This is a genomic window from Pseudomonas fluorescens, from assembly GCF_001307275.1.
In the GTDB taxonomy this organism is placed as follows: Bacteria; Pseudomonadota; Gammaproteobacteria; order Pseudomonadales; family Pseudomonadaceae; genus Aquipseudomonas; species Aquipseudomonas fluorescens_AA.
Genome location: NZ_CP012831.1, coordinates 4,903,267 through 4,919,544, shown reverse-complemented (window position 1 = coordinate 4,919,544; position 16,278 = coordinate 4,903,267). Strand labels below are relative to the sequence as shown.

Sequence of the window (16,278 nt, the reverse complement as noted above, 5' to 3'; positions counted from 1 at the left end):
GGCAAGGGACAGACGAGGCCAAAAAGCCGCCGCCGCGCTGAGCAGGGACCCGGCGGCCAGCAGTTGGCGGCGCAGCGGGTCGGTCGGATCGTCCTTATTGGCCATGGCCGGGCTCCAGATGCTCATGGGTCTTGGGTTCCAGCCAAGGCGCGAACAGGCGTGTCGCCAAAGGCATGCACACGTAGACCACCGAGAGCACGATGGTCAGGGTGATCAGGAACGTGGCGACCACGTAGTTGGACAGAAACGCGTTGAGCTGCAACAGCGGGCCCCAGAGCAACGGCACCAGCAAGGTGTGCGGCAGGATGACCAACAGCGTCACCACCGATTGCTTCCAGCGCGGCGGCGGTGTGGCGGCATCGGCCAGCGGGGCGAACCAGAATTCCTTGTGGGAGGCGACCTCGGTCTGGTCGCCATCGGCCAGCAGCGGCGCGGCCTCTTCCACCAGTTCGCGGCGCTCGGGCGAATCCAGCCAGCGTTGCATGGCCTCGGTGGAGCAGAACCGCAGCACACAGGTGAACAGCGACAAACCGCCCTGCTTGCCCCGCACCACATCCACCCCCAGATGCCCCGGCCACTGGCCAGCCACGCTGACGATGCGCCGCAACCAGGCTTCATAGGCATCATCCTGGCCGGCCTTGATCCGGTGCTTGACCACCAGGGTCACGATTTCATCGAGGCCGGGTTTGGCCGGGCTCCCAGGAGAGTCGATGGTTTGAGATTCAGACATGGCGAAGCACTCCAACAAAACGCGTGTTCATCGCCAGGCGCCCGGGCCCGGCGATCAATACGCTGGTAAATATGATCAACAGCAACCAACCGAACTGCCCTTCTTCCAGGCTCCATTGCGGATGCACCACCAGCAGCGCCACCGCCAGCAGAAACAGGATCGGCAGGCACGCCAGGCGCACCAGCACACCGGCCATGATCAGCAGCGGACACAGCACCTCGGCGAAAATCGCCAGGATCAGGGTTGGCGCCGCCCCCAGGTGAAAGGGGTCTTCGATGCGGGTCAGCTCGACGCTGTAGTGCAACAGCTTCGGCAGCCCATGGACCCACAGCAGGAACAACCCGCCGCTCAGGCGCAGGAACAACAAACCCAGGTCCTGCCACGGGCGTTCATCGGTCATGCTCATCGGTGGGCTCCGTCCGGGGCGGCCGAGGCAGCGGCCGGCAAGGGTTGGGACATGTGACTGGCAATGCGCGAGCGCAGCCAGCGCTCGGCCGGGTCGTTGTCATGCACGCCGCTCCAGACCATCGACAGTTCGGCCGCATTGATCTCGAACGGCGGGTCCTCGGCACGCAGCGCGCAGCCTTCCACCAGCGCGCAGGCGGCATAGTCGGGCACGGTAGCGATCAGCTCGGTACCCGCCAGCAGGGCACGCAGCCCGCTGAATTGCGGCACCGCCAGCACCACTTTGCGGGTCCGGCCAATGCGGGCCAGGTCCAGGTCGATATTGCCGCTCAAGTCGCCCGAAAACGAAACCATGGCGTGGGGCCGCGAGCAGTACTCGTCCAGGGTCAGCGGCCCCGGGCGCTTGTCGCCACGCAAGACCTTGCAAGGAATGTCCCGCAGTTTCTTGCGTTTGGCATTGGCCGGCAGATCGGTGGTGTAGCTCACGCCGACGCTGATTTCACCGCTGGCCAGCAGCGACGACATCAGCAGGAAATTGGCCCGGCGCACCACCACGATGATCCCCGGCGCCTCTTCGCGCAGTTGGCTCAGCAATGGCGGAAACAGGCCGAATTCGGCATCGTCGGACAGCCCGATGCGAAACACATCGCAACTGGTGGATGGGTCGAACGCCTTGGCCCGGCTGACCGCGCCGGAGATGGTGTCCATGGCCGGTTGCAACTCTCGCAGGATCGCCAGGGCTCGTGGGGTCGGTTCCATGCCACGACCGTGACGGATCAGCAACGGGTCATCGAACAGATCCCGCAGCCGCCCCAGCGCCGCGCTCACCGCCGGCTGGCCCATGAACAGCTTTTCGGCGACGCGGGTCAGGTTTTTCTCGAACATCAGCGCCTCGAAGATCACCAGCAGGTTCATGTCGAGACGGCGTAAATCGTTGCGGTTCATCGGTTTGGGCCCTGTTGGATGCCGATCCTGTGGGAGCGAGCTTGCTCGCGATAGCGGGGTGTCAGTCGGCGGCGATGTTGACTGTTGCGCCGCCATCGTCGGAACGCCGCCCGGAGCAAGCTCGCGCCTACAGGTTTGTGGCTTGATCAGCCCCGGATGAACGCCAGCAGGTCCGCGTTCAGCCGGTCCTTGTGGGTATCGGTCAGGCCATGGGGCGCGCCCGGGTACACCAGCAACTGCGAGTTCTTCAGCAATTTGGCGGCGGCGATGCCGGCGGTTTCGATGGGGACCACCTGGTCGTCATCGCCATGGACCACCAGGGTCGGCACGTCGATGTTGCGCAGGTCTTCGGAAAGATCGGTCTCCGAGAACGCCTTGATGCAGTCGTAGGCGTTCTTGTGGCCGGCGAGCATGCCCTGCATCCAGAACCAGTCGATCATGCCTTGGGAGACTTTGGCGCCCGGACGGTTGGCACCGAAAAACGCGCTGGCCACATCTTTGTATAGCTGAGAACGGTCGGCCAGGGAGGCCTGGCGGAAACCGTCGAAGACTTCGATGGGCAAGCCGCCAGGATTGGCCGTGGTCCTGAGCATAAGCGGCGTCACCGCCGAGATCAGGCCGAGCTTGGCGACCCGGGCGGCGCCATGGCGACCGATGTAGCGCGCCACTTCGCCACCGCCGGTGGAGAAGCCGAGCAGCACCGCATCCTTCAAGTCCAAGCGTTCGATCAGCTCGGCCAGGTCATCGGCGTAGGTGTCCATGTCGTTGCCGTCCCAGGGCTGGCTGGAACGCCCGTGTCCACGGCGGTCATGGGCGATCACCCGATAGCCGTTGGACGCCAGGAACATCATCTGCGCCTCCCAACTGTCCGAGTTCAACGGCCAGCCGTGGCTGAAGACCACCGGTTGACCACTGCCCCAATCCTTGTAGTAGATCTCGGTGCCGTCGCGGGTGATGAAGGTGCTCATGACATGACTCCTTGAGGTGGGTGGATCGCTTTATGGTCTGGTCAGAGGGGGCATGGGCGTGAGTTAAACGTTGTTAATTTTTTCGGGACTGAAGTGTTAAAAACCCGGATTAAGACTGCTTTTGTGGCGAGGGGATTTATCCCCGCTGGGCTGCGCAGCAGCCCCAAAAGCGACATATCGGTGTGTCAGGCTGACTGGAGTTTGGGTTGTGGGGGCCGCTTCGCAGCCCAACGGGGATAAATCCCCTCGCCACAGGGATCTGTGCCTGGCAGGGAAGCCCGCGCCGTTGCGCTTGAAGCCAAACCTGAGGAATATGCTCGGGTAAAGCCCAGGCATCGGGCCCAGGACATCGAGAGCACCATGAGCCATTACCTCAGCCTGCCCGTCGAACAGACGGTGCATTTCGGCCCTTACCGGGTCCATCCGCGCCAGCGCCTGGTGCTGGAGGGCGAGCAACCGTTGCGCCTGGGACGGCGGGCCGTGGAGATTCTGCTGGTGTTGCTCGAACACGCAGGCGAGGTGGTGAGCAAGCAGCAACTGATCGCCCGGGTCTGGCCCAGGAGCGTGGTGGAAGACACCAACCTGCGCGTACACGTCGCGGCACTGCGCAAGGCCCTCGGGGACGGCCAGGCCGGGCAGCGCTACATCGTCACCGTGGCGCAGCGCGGCTACAGCTTTGTCGCGCCGGTGTCATTCGGATCCCTCGACCCATTGGCGCGCATTCCTCATCCGTCCCTGGCGCGCAACCTGCCGCTGCAGCGCACACGCCTGATCGGACGCCAGGCCCTGGTGGAAAACCTGGTGACCCAGTTGCCCCGAAAGCGTTTCATTACCCTGGTCGGCACCGGCGGCATCGGCAAGACCACCGTCGCCCTGCGGGTCGCTGAACGGCTGATCGGCCACTACCGTGACGGCACCCATCTGCTGGACCTGGCATCGCTCAACGATGCGGCCATGATCGTCCCCAACCTGTGCGCATTGCTCGACCTGCCGCTGCAGGACGGTGATCCGCTGGACACCGTCGCCCGACCGCTCAAGGAGCGGCATCTGCTGCTGGTGATCGACAACTGCGAGCACCTGATCGACGCCATCGCCCAGCTCAGCGAAACCTTGCTGCGCGGCGCCCCTCACTTGCACATCCTGGCCACCAGCCGCGAAGGCCTGCGCGCCGAAGGCGAATACGTGCAGCGCCTGGATGCCCTGGCATGCCCGCCCCGGGAAATGCCCATCGAGGGTTATCCCGCCCTGGAATACCCGGCATTGCAACTGTTTGCCGAGCGTGCGATGGCCAGCCGTGACGACTTCGAACTGAGCGACCGCGAGGTGCCGTTGGTGGTCGACATCTGCCAGCGGCTGGACGGGATTCCCCTGGCCATCGAGCTGGCCGCCGGACAGATCGGCCGCTTCAGCCTCGAAGCGCTGCACCGGCAACTGCAAGACAATGTCGCCCTGCTCCACAACGACACCGACGCCGCCCCGCGCCAGCAGACCCTGCGCGCCACGCTGGACTGGAGCTTCGCGCTGCTCACGACCTGCGAGCAGACCTGCCTGCGGCGACTGGCGGTGTTCATGGGCAGTTTCAACCTGGCCTCGGCCGCGGCGGTGATCGTCGGCCAGCATGTCGCACCCGACCAGGTGCTGGTGTCGGTCAGCCAGTTGGTCGCCAAATCGTTGCTCAACGTCGAGATCGGCGATGAAGAGGTGCGCTATCGCCTGCTGGACACCACCCGCCGTTATGCCTTGGAAAAACTGGCCGAAGCCGGGGAATTGGCGGCCAGCCAGGAACGCCACGCCGAACGCTGCCTGGCGCTCATGGGGCAAGCGGAAAACGATTGGGAGAACACCCCCACCCGACTGTGGATCGCCCGTTACGCCGACTATCGCGACGACATCCGCGCGGCGCTCGACCGCGGCTTGGGCCCGCAGGGTTCACATGCCGTGGCGATCCGCCTGACCGCCCGCACCCTGCCCCTCTGGCAGGAGCTGTCGCTGCTCAAGGAGCACGGCCTCTACGTCAACAAGGCGCTGCAATTGTTGCGGGCCAGCCCCACACCATGCCCACGCTTGACCCTGGCCCTGGAGCTGGCCCACGCCAGTTTCAACTACCACACCGAGGGCGGCACGCCGGCCACGGTCCGTGCCTTCGCCAGCGCCCGGCAACTGGCCCGGCAATGCCAGGACCTGCCCAGCGAGCTGCGGGCCGTGTCCGGGCAAATGACCGTGGACCTCAGCTGCGGCAACTACCAACAGGCCCTGGCCCACAGCCTGGATTTCGACCGGCTCGGTTTGCAGGGCGACCCGATCCTGTCCTTGAGCACCCAACGCCTGCGGGTGCTGGCGCTGCATTTCACCGGCGACCAGGGCGCGGCGCGACGTGAAGCCGAACAGGTGATCCAGCGCCTGGCCCAGAGCGGCCACCTCAGCCGCTTCAGCCACGGCTTCGGCGTGCAATACGACCAGAGCGTGGCCGCGCTGACGATTCTGGCGCGCATCCTCTGGCTGCAAGGTTTTGCCGAGAAAGCCCGGCGTACCGCCAACCTGGCGCTGCAGATCGCCTTGCAGATCAACCACGGCATTTCGATCTGCTACACCTTGGCGCTGAGCGGTTGCGTGATCGCCCACTACACCGGCGATCATCAAACTGCCCGGGAAAGGCTCGAGCTGTTGAAACAGCAGGCCAAGAAGCATTCGGTGATGCTGTTCCATGACTGGGCCTGTCATTACGACAGCGTATTCAATGACCAGCCCCTGGAGACGAGCCCGACAAACGGGCTGATTCAGGACATCGCCGTCACCCTGCGCCCTGGCGTTGTCAGCCCGGCGCAACTGGAACGGGCCCGCAGCGGCGCCGCGGGCTGGTGTTCGGCGGAGCTCCTGCGAGCCGGCGCCGAAACCTGGCTGGCTCGGAACGAGCCCTCCTTGGAAGGCCCCGCCGAAACGCAACTGCTGGCCGCCCTGGCCGTCGCCCGTCAGCATCATGCCCTGGCCTGGGAACTGCGCAGCGCCACGTCCCTGGCCCGCTTGTGGCAGCGCCGCGGGCAAGTCCAAGCCGCGCAGGAACTGCTCGAGCCGGTTTACCGACGCTTCAGCGAGGGGTTCAACACCCCCGACCTATTGGAAGCCGGCGCGCTGCTCCAGGGATTGACTCGCCGGTTGGGGCCTTGAATGGCCCGCGCCCCAAGCGCCTTGCAGCACATAACGCCGATGAAACACGGGCCACTGACCACTGCGCCGCAATTTGTCCAGGGCGTAGGCGCGAGTGGTGTGCAGCAGTCGAAAACGTACTCCGTCGGCCAGCGGCTCGACCATCAGCAATGACACGCTCGCCAGCCGCAATAGCAACGAGGGCAATTGCCCGACACTCAGTTCAGCGCAACTGATCACTGCCAGCGCCGCCCTGAGCGTAAACGGCCCCTCGAACACCGCCAGGCGCTGGAACACGGTTTGTTCGTCAGCACTCAAACGCTCGACACTCGAATCCAGCACGGCCTCCAGGCTTCGATGCCGGGCCACCGCCGTACGTCGCCCGTGGCTCAAGACTGATAAGCCGTAATCCAATTGTTCGAGGACCCCCGCCAGCCCCAAGGCATCGACCTGGGCCGCCGCCAGTTCCAGCGCCAGCGGCAAGCCGTCCAGGCGCTGGCAGATCTGGGCCAGGATCACCCCGTCGCGGCCAACGGGCTGGAAACCCTGTTGCCGGGCGCCCACTCGCTCGATCAGCAACTGCACCGCCGGGCACGCCACGATCTGGTGCTCGGGTTCCAGGGGCGATGCCACAGCCAGGCCCGGCAGCGGCACGATTTTTTCGCCCGGCAGGGCCAGGGGCTCGCGACTGCTGCACAACAGCGACACCCCGGGCGCTGCCGTAGCCAATGTCTGGGCCAATTCCCGACAGGCATCGAGCACGTGCTCGCAACCGTCGAGCACCAGCAACATGCGACAGGACTCAAGGCCCCTGCCCAAAGAACCGGGCGCCAGGCCCAGCGTGCCGGCCACCCGCGCCATCACCTGTGAAGAGTCACTGACCTCCGCCAGGTCAACGAACCAGGCCCCGTCGTCAAAGTGCTCAAGCAGCAGCTCCGCCACCCGCAACACCACGGTGGTCTTGCCGACCCCACCCGGGCCGCTCACGGTGGTCAGGGTTTGACGGGGCACTTGCGCCAGCAGTCGTCCCAGGACTCTGTCGCGGCCGATCACCGGGCTCAAGCGCGTGGGCAGGTTGTGTCGCTCGGTCCTGGGACTCAAAGGCGACTCAACGCCTTCTTGCACCACCAGGGGCATCGCCAGGCAATAGCCTTGTCGCGGATGGTTGAGGATATAGCGAGCGCCATCCCGCCCGTCGCCGAAGGCCCGCCGCAGCGCCGCGATATGCACCCGCAGGTTGATGGCTTCCACGACGCTGTCAGGCCAGACGTGGGCGATGAGGGTTTGCTTGCTGACGTAGTGGCCGGCGTGCTCCACCAGTACCTGCAGAACATCCAGGGCCCGGCCACCCAGCGCGAGGGGCTGGCCGTCACGGGTGACCAGCCGTTGCTGCCGGTAGAAGGCGAACGGACCGAAGCCCACCGCCGGCTCGCTATCGGGTTTGACGAAACTGTTCATGGGCGATCCAGCGCCGGATAACCGGGGCGGGCGTCAGCGTGCGGATCACCGAACACGTCTGCCCCGGGCTCCTGCGCATCCTTTCCAAAGGGTTCGCCGTTATCTTGGCAGGCGCAGGCCTCAGGACAATGCTGGCACTGGGAGCGTCACGGACATCACGGTGCCCTGGACGGACACCGACGCCTCAACTGAACTGCTGACGATATTGCACCGGGGTCAGGCCGAGCTTTTCACCGAACAAAAAGCGCATGTGCCGCACACTGCCGAAGCCGCTGCGAAACGCCACGGTCTTGAGCGGCAGGTCAGTGGTTTCCAGCAGCTGACGCGCCCGGTCGATGCGCGCACCCTGCAGGAACTCCATGGGCGTCATCTTCACTTCACGGGCAAAGACCCGGGCGAAATGCCGCGCGCTCATGGAAGCCAAGGCGGCCATGCGCTCAATGGTGAAGGGTTCTTCCAGATGCTCCATCACATGATTCTGCACCCGGGTAATGGCCGACTCCTGCGTCGACACCGCCGCCACCGAGGGGCTGAACTGTGCCTGGCCGCCCTGGCGCTTCATCACCACCAGCAACACCTTGGCCACGTCCAACGCGACTTTGCGGCCGTGGTCCTGGGCCACGATGGACAGGGCCAGGTCGATCCCGGCGGTGACACCGCCCGAGGTGATCAGGCGGCGGTCCTGCAGGAAGATCTTGTCGGTCTCCACCAGGGCCTTGGGGAAACGTTGTACCAGGCGTTCGGTGTAATGCCAGTGGGTCGTGACGCGATAACCGTCGAGCAAGCCCGCCTCACCGAGCACGAAGGCACCGGTGCAGATGGAGCCGTAGCGCGTAGCCCGTTGCGCCGCGGCCCGCAGCCAGGTGTGCAGCCCCGGATGCCGGTCGTTATAGGCCCCTGGCCCACCCGGCACCAGCAACACGTCATAGGCTGCCCATGCCTGGTCGATATGGATATCGGCCTGCACCGCCACGCCGTTGGATGCTCGCAACGGCCCGCGCTCGGTACCCAGGGTCAGCAGTTGATAACGCAGGTCCCCTTCGAGGTAACGATTGGCGATGGAAAACACTTCCAGAGGCCCGGCCATGTCGAGCAGCAAAAAATCCGGGAACAGCACCATTGCAACGGTTTTCATTAAAAAGACGCCAAAAAAATCCAGAAACCATAAATGCCCCCCGGTGGGAGCGAGCTTGCTCGCGATAGCGTCAGATCAGTTGGAGTCGATGTCACTGACACACCGCTATCGCGAGCAAGCTCGCTCCCACAGGGTTTATCGTCAGCATTATGGCGAAGCCAGGCATCCGCCGGTAGGCATTCTCGATTGTCCACTCCAAGTAGACAGTCTTTCGTTTTCCACCTGCTTATTGAACTTCAGGATAACCATTAACCTTCTTCTGAACCCGGCGAACGGCCCCAGCCGCCGCCCATAGACATCAGGAGAATCATCATGCTGACCCTTCGCAAAGCTTCGGACCGCGGCATTGCCCGCCACGGCTGGCTGACCTCGTTCCACACCTTCTCGTTCGCCAGCTACCGAAACCTCAACGAACAGGGCTTCTCCGACCTGCTGGTCATCAACGACGACCGGGTCGCCGCGGCCAAGGGTTTCGGCCAGCATCCCCACCGGGACATGGAGATCTTTTCCTACGTGCTTGAAGGGGCGCTGGAACACAAGGACACCCTGGGCACGGGCTCGGTCATTCGCCCCGGTGACGTGCAGTTGATGAGCGCCGGCAGCGGCGTGGCCCACAGCGAGTTCAACCACAGTGCGGACGAGCCGGTGCACTTCCTGCAGATCTGGATCGTGCCCAACGTCAGTGGCGCCACGCCACGCTATCAACAGGAGCATTTCAGCAGCGAACAGAAACGCGGTCGCCTGCAATTGATCATCTCCCCGGACGGCACCGACGGCTCGCTCCAAGTGCGCCAGGATGCACGGGTCTACGCCGGGCTGTTCGATGGTGAGCAAAGCGCTACCTTGACCCTGGCCGCGGATCGCTATGCCTACGTGCACGTGGCCCGAGGCGCTGTCGAGCTCAACGGCGTGCAGTTACAGGAAGGTGATGGTGTGCGGGTGCGCGAGGAGCAGGTCCTGACCTTGAGTCACGGCCAGGATGCCGAGGTGCTCGTGTTCGATCTGCGGGCGCAGGAACTGCCACAGATGCCATGAAACACCCTTTAGGCCCTGTGGGAGAAATTGTCACAGAGGCTATGAAGCATCCATTGTGGGAGCGAGCTTGCTCGCGATGACGGAGTGTCAGCTACATGAGTATCGGCTGACCTGGCGCCATCGCGAGCAAGCTCGCTCCCACAGGGTCTACAGGGTGTTTCGCAATGGAGCCTCCACATCCCCCGACGCCTCACTCATTCTGCAGCGCAAACACCTCGACAATCTCATCGATCACCGCCCGCACCCGTGCCGTATGGCGCAGGTCCGCGTGGGTGACCAACCAGACCTCGTAAGGCAGTGCACGCGTGCGCTCCGGCCAGATCCTCAGCAACCCGTCACGCGCCCCCATGTACAGCGGAATCTCCCCGACACCGATGCCCGCGGCAATCGACCGACGCACCAACAGGCTCGAACTCAGACTGGCCACGATCCGTCCGCGATTGATCGGCTCCGAGACCAGGGTGAAATCCTTGCTGCCCTGCCAGTACGGCTGATAAACCACCAAGTCATGTCCCTCGAACTCGCTGCCGGGCAACGGTACGCCACGGGCATCGACATAGGCTTGGGCCGCAAACAATCCTACCGGCCAACGGGCGATTCGCCGAGCGATCAGGTCAGGGTTGTCGGGCCGGGTGTTGCGCACGGCGATGTCCGCTTCGCGCTTGACCAGGCTGAGGATCTGCGTGGACGCATCCAGTTGCACGCGCACATCGGGATGGCGCCCATGCAGGCTGGCAATGGCCGGAATCAAGAAGTCGATGGCCAATGAGTCGGTGGTGGCGACCCGGACATTGCCGATCAGGCGATCATCCAGGCCCTGTATCCGGCGCTCCAGCTCCAGCGCCGAATGCTCCATCTTCTCCACCGCCTTGAGCGCCGCCTCGCCGACGGCCGTCAGTGCGTAACCGTCTGAGGTACGCAGGAACAACGCGGCATCCAAGGACTTCTCCAACGCCGTAACGCGCCGCCCCACAGTCGCCTGATCCACCCCCAACACCCGCGCGGCACCGCGCAAGGTCGACGCTCGGCAGACGGCCAGAAACACCCGTGCATCATCCCAATTCATTCGCCCTCCTACGATGCATATATGCATCACTCTGACGCTAAATCGCTGCACAAACGCAGCGAAGATAGCCGATATGCTGGACGCTATAAACCTTTCACAGGATCGCTGTCATGCCCTCCTCATCCGCTGCGCTCGAATCACCTCCTACAAACATCTGGCTGCCCATTTTCGCCGGCCTCTGTGCCAGCCTCGTCAGCATCGGCCTGGCGCGTTTCGCCTATACGCCACTGATCCCGGCATTGATCGAGGCCCATTGGTTTTCTGCCAACGACGTGGTCTACCTGGGGGCGGCGAACCTGGTCGGTTACCTGATCGGCGCTCTGCTCGGCCGTCCCATGGCCCACCGACTGACCAACCGGAACGCGTTGCGGCTGATGATGCTCGTCGTGACCGGCGCATTTTTCGCCTGTGCCTTCCCGGTGTCGGTGATCTGGTATTTCGCCTGGCGGCTACTGTCGGGGATCGCCGGCGGCGCGATCATGGTGCTGGTGGCGGCGACTGTATTGCCCCATGTACCGGCGGCACGCAAAGGCTTGGCCAGTGGCGCGATTTTCCTTGGCATCGGCCTTGGCATCGCCGGCTCAGGCACGATTGTGCCGCCGCTGTTGAGCCTGGGCTTGCCGGCCACCTGGCTGGGGCTTGGCGCCCTGTCGCTGGCATTGACCGGGTTGAGCTGGTTTGGCTGGCCCCGGGACACGGTGCAGATAACAGCCAGCGCTGCGCCCGACGAGCCCATGCCTCCTGCGGTTTTCCAATTGTTCGCCCAGTATGCGTTCATGGCCGCGGGGCTCGTGCCTGCGATGGTCTTTTTGGTCGACTACGTGGCGCGCGGCCTCGGGGCCGGGGCACATGTCGGGGCAATGGTCTGGGTAATGTATGGCCTCGGGGCGATTATCGGACCGGTGAGCTATGGTTTTCTCGCCGATCACCTTGGCGCGCGCAAGAGCATTCGACTGGTCCTGGCCGTGCAAGCGATTGCTCTCGGCTTGCTGGCGGTTTCACACACCTTCATGGCACTGGCGTTGCTCGCCGTGATCATCGGTTCGTTTCCGCCGGGCATCGTGCCCTTGGCCCTGGCCCGAGTGCACGAACTGGTCCCTGACCCTCATCGCCAACAACTGGCCTGGAGCCGGGCCACTGTTTCGTTCGCCACCTTCCAGGCGCTGGCCGGATTTGCCTACTCGGCCCTGTTCAATGCCAGTGGCGGACACCACGGATTGCTTTTCCTGATCTCCGCCGGGGCGATTCTTTTTGCGTTGATGCTCGATTTCCCTTTCGGGACAGAAAAAAGCTCGAAAGTTCTGAAACCGTGATTACCGACGCAGCTCAGACGAAAAACTTCTAAAAAAAGTCAGGCGATTGGACGAATTCAGGCTTTGATCTAATGGAGCTGCGGTGCGTCTCGGACAAGTCCCAATGCCCAGCTGAAATGCGCTTTGTCTGTTGCCACGAGCCTGAGGGATCTATAAAGTTCCCGAAAGGTTTTCGTTTCTGACCGGCGGTCATCGCGACTGCCCGAAGTCAATTGACCCAATGCATGAGTCTCGGCAAAATGATTTCACTTTGCCATTGTTATTCCTGACTTGCTTATTCACGGAAGAAAGCATGAAAACCGTCATATCCCTCGCTTTAATCTCGATTGCGTGCAGTGCGGTCGCGGAAGTTCAGAACATCAAATACCTTTACGATGATTCGGATGCCGTGTACTCCATCGTGTCGTTTATCGACAGCGGCTCAGCCATCCAGGCCACCGTACAGAGATCGGGGGCTTACTTCACCAACTACACAAAACTCGAACTCGACTGCGCCAGCCGCAATGTACGGCACATGGGGATGTACAACAGCCTCGCAGTGCTGGAAAAAGCCCAGTTCGACCAGATGCAAGGGCGAATCATCGACGGCTCGATAGCCGACGAAGTAGGCAAGGTGCTGTGCAAGGAGACGACTTTGACCGCATCACAAGCCGCTCCGCAAACCGAAGACCTGCCCACCGAAACACAAACCGACGATAACAGCTGATTTGTGTCCGTGATGCGGGAGCTTGCTCCCGCTGAGCAGCGTAGCCCTCCCGCCCCAAAAACTCACTTTCCGCTCCGGCAGCGTCTTCAGCGCAAGGCTTGCTTGCGCTCCGATTTCGAACGGTAACTGCCAGGCGGCACACCAAAGAAATCCCGGAAACGACGCTGGAAGTGCGGGGAACTGACAAAGCCTGTCGCCACGGCGATTTCGGTCACGGACCGATTGGTTTGCTGGATGAGTTGGCGCGCACGCGTCAGGCGCAGCTCCAGGTAATAGCGCGTTGGGGTCGCGCCGAGAAAACTGCAGAACCGTCGCTCCAACTGGCGCTTGGAAATCTTCACGCACGCCGCCAGCTCATCGATGGTCAAGGGCTCCTCTACGTTCTGCCACATCAGTTCCAACGCCAACTTGAGGCTTTCCGGCAGCGTCGGGTCGGTCTCGACGAAAACCGGTGGCAAGTCCGTCGCATCGTCGCCCGACTCATCACAACGCAGAATTTCCTCGATGGCCCCCACCAGCGCCGCTCCGCCCGTCTGGCGAATCAATTGGAGCATCATGCGCAGCGAACTGTTGGCGCCCGCGCAACTGACCCGCTCCCGATCCACCACATAGGCCCGGCTGGACACCTTCACATGGGGGAACACCTCCACCATCATGGCGCGACTTTCCGGGTGGACAGCGCATTCGAAACCATCCAACAGATTGGCATCGGCAACGAAGAAGACACCGTTCCACAACCCGCCCAGGATCGCCCCGGACGCCGCATTGGCGCGCAGCTTGCGGCGCAGCAAGGGATGGCCTTGCAACTTCACGCGAAAGCCCCCGGCGACAATCAGCACGTCCTGGTTTTCCGGCATCTGCGCCAGTTCGACGTCCGTCGAGATGACAATGCCCAGGTCGCTCGTCACCTGCCCACCTGAAACCCCCACCGTCAGCACCTCGTAGAGGGGCATGTCGCTCATCAGGTTGGCGGTCACCAGCGCGTCCACCGCACCGGTGAAGGACATCATCGAGAAGTTGTCCATCAATACAAACGCGACGCGGATCGGCGCCTCGCTGGCGGACGCCGCTCCGAGCGGTCGATAAGCCATGTTCTTGTTTTTGAGTACGCTCTCGAATGCGCTTGGCATAGGGCCTCGTTAATACATTAAAGACAATGAGGATTGGCTGCACGTGGGTGCCCGAGCCGCAGAGCGAAGGCGCGGGGCAAACCACGCTATCTTCCAGACTAGTCAAGCCGCCTGCAATCGCGCCTACGCCCTCTACTGATCGTCCCGCGCCAAAATGGCAAGCCTCAAGTGCCTACGACTTTGGTCGATACAGTGGCAGTAGGCATAGGCGCTTTTCCCTTCCAGAGACTCGCAAGGCCAAACACTGCTGTTTCCGCCGTTCCAACACTTAAAATATTCCGCGGGAGAAGTCATGAATATCAAACAGAAGCTGACATGGGCGTTCGCGGCCATCGCCTGCCTCCCGGTTATCCTGGTAGCGGTGCTTGTCGTAATGAACCTGCGCGACGCCGCAAAGGCCAACTTCCTGGACAGCAGCGGCCGTGAAATCCGCCAGATCGACAACGGCATGAAGCAGTTCTTCGATGGCATCAGCCAGAACGTCGAATACATCGCCAAGGATCCACGGATCATCGCTGCCAAGGGGTTGAAAAACTACTCCCTGGCCGATGCCGCACAAACACCGCTCCCCGAGATCAACCAACAGCTCCTGGAAATATTCGACCGATTCGCCAAGAGCCATCCGACCACCGCCTATCTGTCCGTGGGGCTGAGCGACGGTGGCTACGCCAGCTGGCCTGACGATCCGAAGATGACCAACTATGACCCGCGCGTGCGCCCCTGGTACAAGGCCGCCATCGCCGCACCGGGTACGACCGTGCGCACGGACGCCTATTACTGGGCGCCGGACGATGTGTCGCTGATCGGCACCGTACACACGGTCGCCGACGCCAGCGGCAACGTCGTGGGCGTGGTCGGCCTGGACGTGTCGCTCAAGCAGCTCACCGAACTGGTCAAGAACATCAAGCTGGGCGACAGCGGCTACCTGATGCTGGTGGAAGCCAACGGCAACGTCCTGGTGGACGCCGCCGATGCCAAGCACAACTTCAAGCCGCTGGCCGACCTTGGCCCCAACTATGCCGAGCTGGCCAAAAGCAGCGATGGCGTGACCCAGATCGAGATCGACGGCGTGCCCTACATGGCCAACGTGGTCAGTTCCAAAGGGCTGGGCTGGCGCTTCATCGGCCTGATCAAACGCGATGAAGTGATGGCCGAGGCTTCGAGCCTGACTTGGCTGATCGCCGCCATTGCTGCCGCGCTGGCCGTGGTCTTCGCCGTGGTGGGCGCCAGTTTCGCCAGCGTCATCGTGCGGCCGATTCGCGGCGTTGCCAATGGCCTGCAGGAAATCGCCGAAGGTGAAGGTGACCTCACCCGCAAACTCTCGGTGCAAGGCAAGGACGAAACGGCCACCCTGGCGGGCTGGTTCAACCAGTTCCTGGGCATGATCGCGCAACTGATGCAACGCATCGGCAGCGCCTCTTCCGACCTGCAAACCGCCGCGGCCGATACCAGCCACGTGGCCCAGAACATGAACGATGCCGCCGGGCGCCAGCGCCAGGCCGTGGAATTGGTGAGCACCGCGTTCAACGAAATGGTTGCCACCGCCAACGAAGTGGCCCGTTCTTGCAGCCAGGCCGCCTCCAGTGCGGACGAAGGCTACCGCGATGTGCACGACGGCCAGCATCACATCGGCGAAGCCACCGGCAGCGTGTTGAAACTGAGCGAAGACCTGCAACAATCGACCCAGACCATGCAGGCGTTGGAGCAAGACAGCAAGAACATCAACACCATCCTCGACACCATTCGCTCGATTGCCGAACAGACCAACCTGTTGGCCCTCAACGCCGCGATCGAAGCCGCACGGGCCGGCGATCAAGGTCGTGGGTTCGCCGTAGTGGCCGACGAAGTGCGGGCCCTGGCACGCCGCACCGCCGACTCCACCGGCGAGATCGACAGCCTGCTGGGCAACCTCGCACGGCGCACCCAGGAAGTCACCCAGCAGATGCAAAGCAGCCTGCAGGTGTCCCACACCAGCGTCGAGCGCATTCAGCAGGCCCGTGACAGCTTCGACAAGATCCGCAATTCGGTGGACTCGATTCGCGACCAGAACACCCAGATCGCCACGGCGGCAGAGGAACAGCACCAGGTGGCCGAAGACATCAACCGGCACATCGCGCAGATTCATGCCGATGCCCAGTTGGTCGAGGAATTCGCTCACTCGGCACAGACCGGCTCGGGGCGTTTGACGGATATTTCCGGGCAGCTCAAGGGCTTGGTTGGGCGCTTCAAGTTCTAGCGTGTTC

The 16,278-nt window shown here is 63.1% G+C and carries 13 protein-coding genes and 1 pseudogene; 6 read left to right on the top strand and 8 right to left on the bottom strand.

Annotated features, from left to right (window positions below; translation table 11 throughout):
* Positions 1 to 94: 94 nt before the first annotated feature.
* The 4 genes from AO356_RS22000 to AO356_RS21985 all read right to left on the bottom strand — a co-directional run bounded on the left by AO356_RS22000 (position 95) and on the right by AO356_RS21985 (position 3,048).
* A complete protein-coding gene (locus AO356_RS22000) occupies positions 95 to 730 on the bottom strand; it encodes an antibiotic biosynthesis monooxygenase (protein WP_060741537.1) in 636 nt (211 codons plus the stop codon).
* Positions 723 to 1,136, bottom strand: coding sequence for a DoxX family protein (locus AO356_RS21995; RefSeq protein ID WP_060741536.1), 414 nt, complete (start codon positions 1,134 to 1,136; stop codon positions 723 to 725). The genes AO356_RS22000 and AO356_RS21995 overlap by 8 nt, the downstream gene beginning before the upstream one ends.
* Complete coding sequence (locus tag AO356_RS21990) at positions 1,133 to 2,080, bottom strand: LysR family transcriptional regulator (RefSeq protein ID WP_060741535.1); 948 nt, start codon at positions 2,078 to 2,080, stop codon at positions 1,133 to 1,135. Before AO356_RS21990 ends, AO356_RS21995 begins: the two co-directional genes overlap by 4 nt.
* 146 nt (positions 2,081 to 2,226) lie before the next feature.
* Positions 2,227 to 3,048, bottom strand: a complete 822-nt coding sequence (locus AO356_RS21985) for an alpha/beta fold hydrolase (protein ID WP_060741534.1) — start codon at positions 3,046 to 3,048, stop codon at positions 2,227 to 2,229.
* Between the two features lie 360 nt (positions 3,049 to 3,408).
* On the opposite strand from AO356_RS21985, the gene AO356_RS21980 reads away from it, so the two are divergent.
* On the top strand, positions 3,409 to 6,213 hold the full coding sequence (locus AO356_RS21980) for an ATP-binding protein (RefSeq protein WP_060741533.1): 2,805 nt from the start codon (positions 3,409 to 3,411) through the stop codon (positions 6,211 to 6,213).
* Here the strand turns inward: AO356_RS21980 and AO356_RS21975 are convergent.
* Both AO356_RS21975 and AO356_RS21970 read right to left on the bottom strand, forming a co-directional pair.
* Entirely contained in the window at positions 6,160 to 7,650 is a 1,491-nt protein-coding gene (locus AO356_RS21975) for an ATP-binding protein (RefSeq protein WP_060741532.1), read from the bottom strand. The two genes, AO356_RS21980 and AO356_RS21975, sit on opposite strands and share 54 nt — an antisense overlap.
* 184 nt (positions 7,651 to 7,834) lie before the next feature.
* Complete coding sequence (locus AO356_RS21970; protein ID WP_060741531.1) at positions 7,835 to 8,785, bottom strand: GlxA family transcriptional regulator; 951 nt, start codon at positions 8,783 to 8,785, stop codon at positions 7,835 to 7,837.
* A 312-nt stretch (positions 8,786 to 9,097) separates the two neighbouring features.
* On the opposite strand from AO356_RS21970, the gene AO356_RS21965 reads away from it, so the two are divergent.
* Positions 9,098 to 9,820: a pirin family protein gene (locus AO356_RS21965; RefSeq protein WP_060741530.1), complete on the top strand. Its 723-nt coding sequence runs from the start codon at positions 9,098 to 9,100 to the stop codon at positions 9,818 to 9,820.
* Positions 9,821 to 10,010: 190 nt separating this feature from the next.
* Here AO356_RS21965 and AO356_RS21960 read toward each other — a convergent pair whose 3' ends face one another.
* A complete protein-coding gene (locus tag AO356_RS21960; protein WP_060741529.1) occupies positions 10,011 to 10,886 on the bottom strand; it encodes a LysR family transcriptional regulator in 876 nt (291 codons plus the stop codon).
* A gap of 110 nt (positions 10,887 to 10,996) precedes the next feature.
* Here AO356_RS21960 and AO356_RS21955 point away from each other — a divergent pair, with 110 nt between their 5' ends.
* Positions 10,997 to 12,199 (top strand): YbfB/YjiJ family MFS transporter, encoded by a 1,203-nt coding sequence (locus AO356_RS21955; protein WP_060741528.1) that lies wholly within the window; start codon positions 10,997 to 10,999, stop codon positions 12,197 to 12,199.
* A gap of 292 nt (positions 12,200 to 12,491) precedes the next feature.
* Positions 12,492 to 12,905 (top strand): hypothetical protein, encoded by a 414-nt coding sequence (locus AO356_RS21950; protein WP_060741527.1) that lies wholly within the window; start codon positions 12,492 to 12,494, stop codon positions 12,903 to 12,905.
* An 86-nt stretch (positions 12,906 to 12,991) separates the two neighbouring features.
* Here the strand turns inward: AO356_RS21950 and AO356_RS21945 are convergent, their stop codons facing one another.
* Complete coding sequence (locus AO356_RS21945) at positions 12,992 to 14,035, bottom strand: GlxA family transcriptional regulator (protein ID WP_060741526.1); 1,044 nt, start codon at positions 14,033 to 14,035, stop codon at positions 12,992 to 12,994.
* A gap of 292 nt (positions 14,036 to 14,327) precedes the next feature.
* Here AO356_RS21945 and AO356_RS33430 point away from each other — a divergent pair.
* A pseudogene (locus AO356_RS33430) lies at positions 14,328 to 15,362 on the top strand (cache domain-containing protein); the annotation flags it as partial.
* Positions 15,363 to 15,416: 54 nt separating this feature from the next.
* Positions 15,417 to 16,271 carry a methyl-accepting chemotaxis protein gene (locus AO356_RS33425; RefSeq protein WP_371128530.1) on the top strand — a complete coding sequence of 285 codons (855 nt, stop codon included), beginning with the start codon at positions 15,417 to 15,419 and terminating at the stop codon, positions 16,269 to 16,271.
* Positions 16,272 to 16,278 lie beyond the last annotated feature (7 nt).

What these genes read in the sequence shown, in the direction of transcription:
- AO356_RS22000 (WP_060741537.1), bottom strand. Translation starts at nt 730, where the DNA reads ATGTCTGAATCTCAAACCATCGACTCTCCTGGGAGCCCGGCCAAACCC.
- AO356_RS21995 (WP_060741536.1), bottom strand. Translation starts at nt 1,136, where the DNA reads ATGAGCATGACCGATGAACGCCCGTGGCAGGACCTGGGTTTGTTGTTC.
- AO356_RS21990 (WP_060741535.1), bottom strand. Translation starts at nt 2,080, where the DNA reads ATGAACCGCAACGATTTACGCCGTCTCGACATGAACCTGCTGGTGATC.
- AO356_RS21985 (WP_060741534.1), bottom strand. Translation starts at nt 3,048, where the DNA reads ATGAGCACCTTCATCACCCGCGACGGCACCGAGATCTACTACAAGGAT.
- AO356_RS21980 (WP_060741533.1), top strand. Translation starts at nt 3,409, where the DNA reads ATGAGCCATTACCTCAGCCTGCCCGTCGAACAGACGGTGCATTTCGGC.
- AO356_RS21975 (WP_060741532.1), bottom strand. Translation starts at nt 7,650, where the DNA reads ATGAACAGTTTCGTCAAACCCGATAGCGAGCCGGCGGTGGGCTTCGGT.
- AO356_RS21970 (WP_060741531.1), bottom strand. Translation starts at nt 8,785, where the DNA reads ATGAAAACCGTTGCAATGGTGCTGTTCCCGGATTTTTTGCTGCTCGAC.
- AO356_RS21965 (WP_060741530.1), top strand. Translation starts at nt 9,098, where the DNA reads ATGCTGACCCTTCGCAAAGCTTCGGACCGCGGCATTGCCCGCCACGGC.
- AO356_RS21960 (WP_060741529.1), bottom strand. Translation starts at nt 10,886, where the DNA reads ATGAATTGGGATGATGCACGGGTGTTTCTGGCCGTCTGCCGAGCGTCG.
- AO356_RS21955 (WP_060741528.1), top strand. Translation starts at nt 10,997, where the DNA reads ATGCCCTCCTCATCCGCTGCGCTCGAATCACCTCCTACAAACATCTGG.
- AO356_RS21950 (WP_060741527.1), top strand. Translation starts at nt 12,492, where the DNA reads ATGAAAACCGTCATATCCCTCGCTTTAATCTCGATTGCGTGCAGTGCG.
- AO356_RS21945 (WP_060741526.1), bottom strand. Translation starts at nt 14,035, where the DNA reads ATGCCAAGCGCATTCGAGAGCGTACTCAAAAACAAGAACATGGCTTAT.
- AO356_RS33425 (WP_371128530.1), top strand. Translation starts at nt 15,417, where the DNA reads ATGATCGCGCAACTGATGCAACGCATCGGCAGCGCCTCTTCCGACCTG.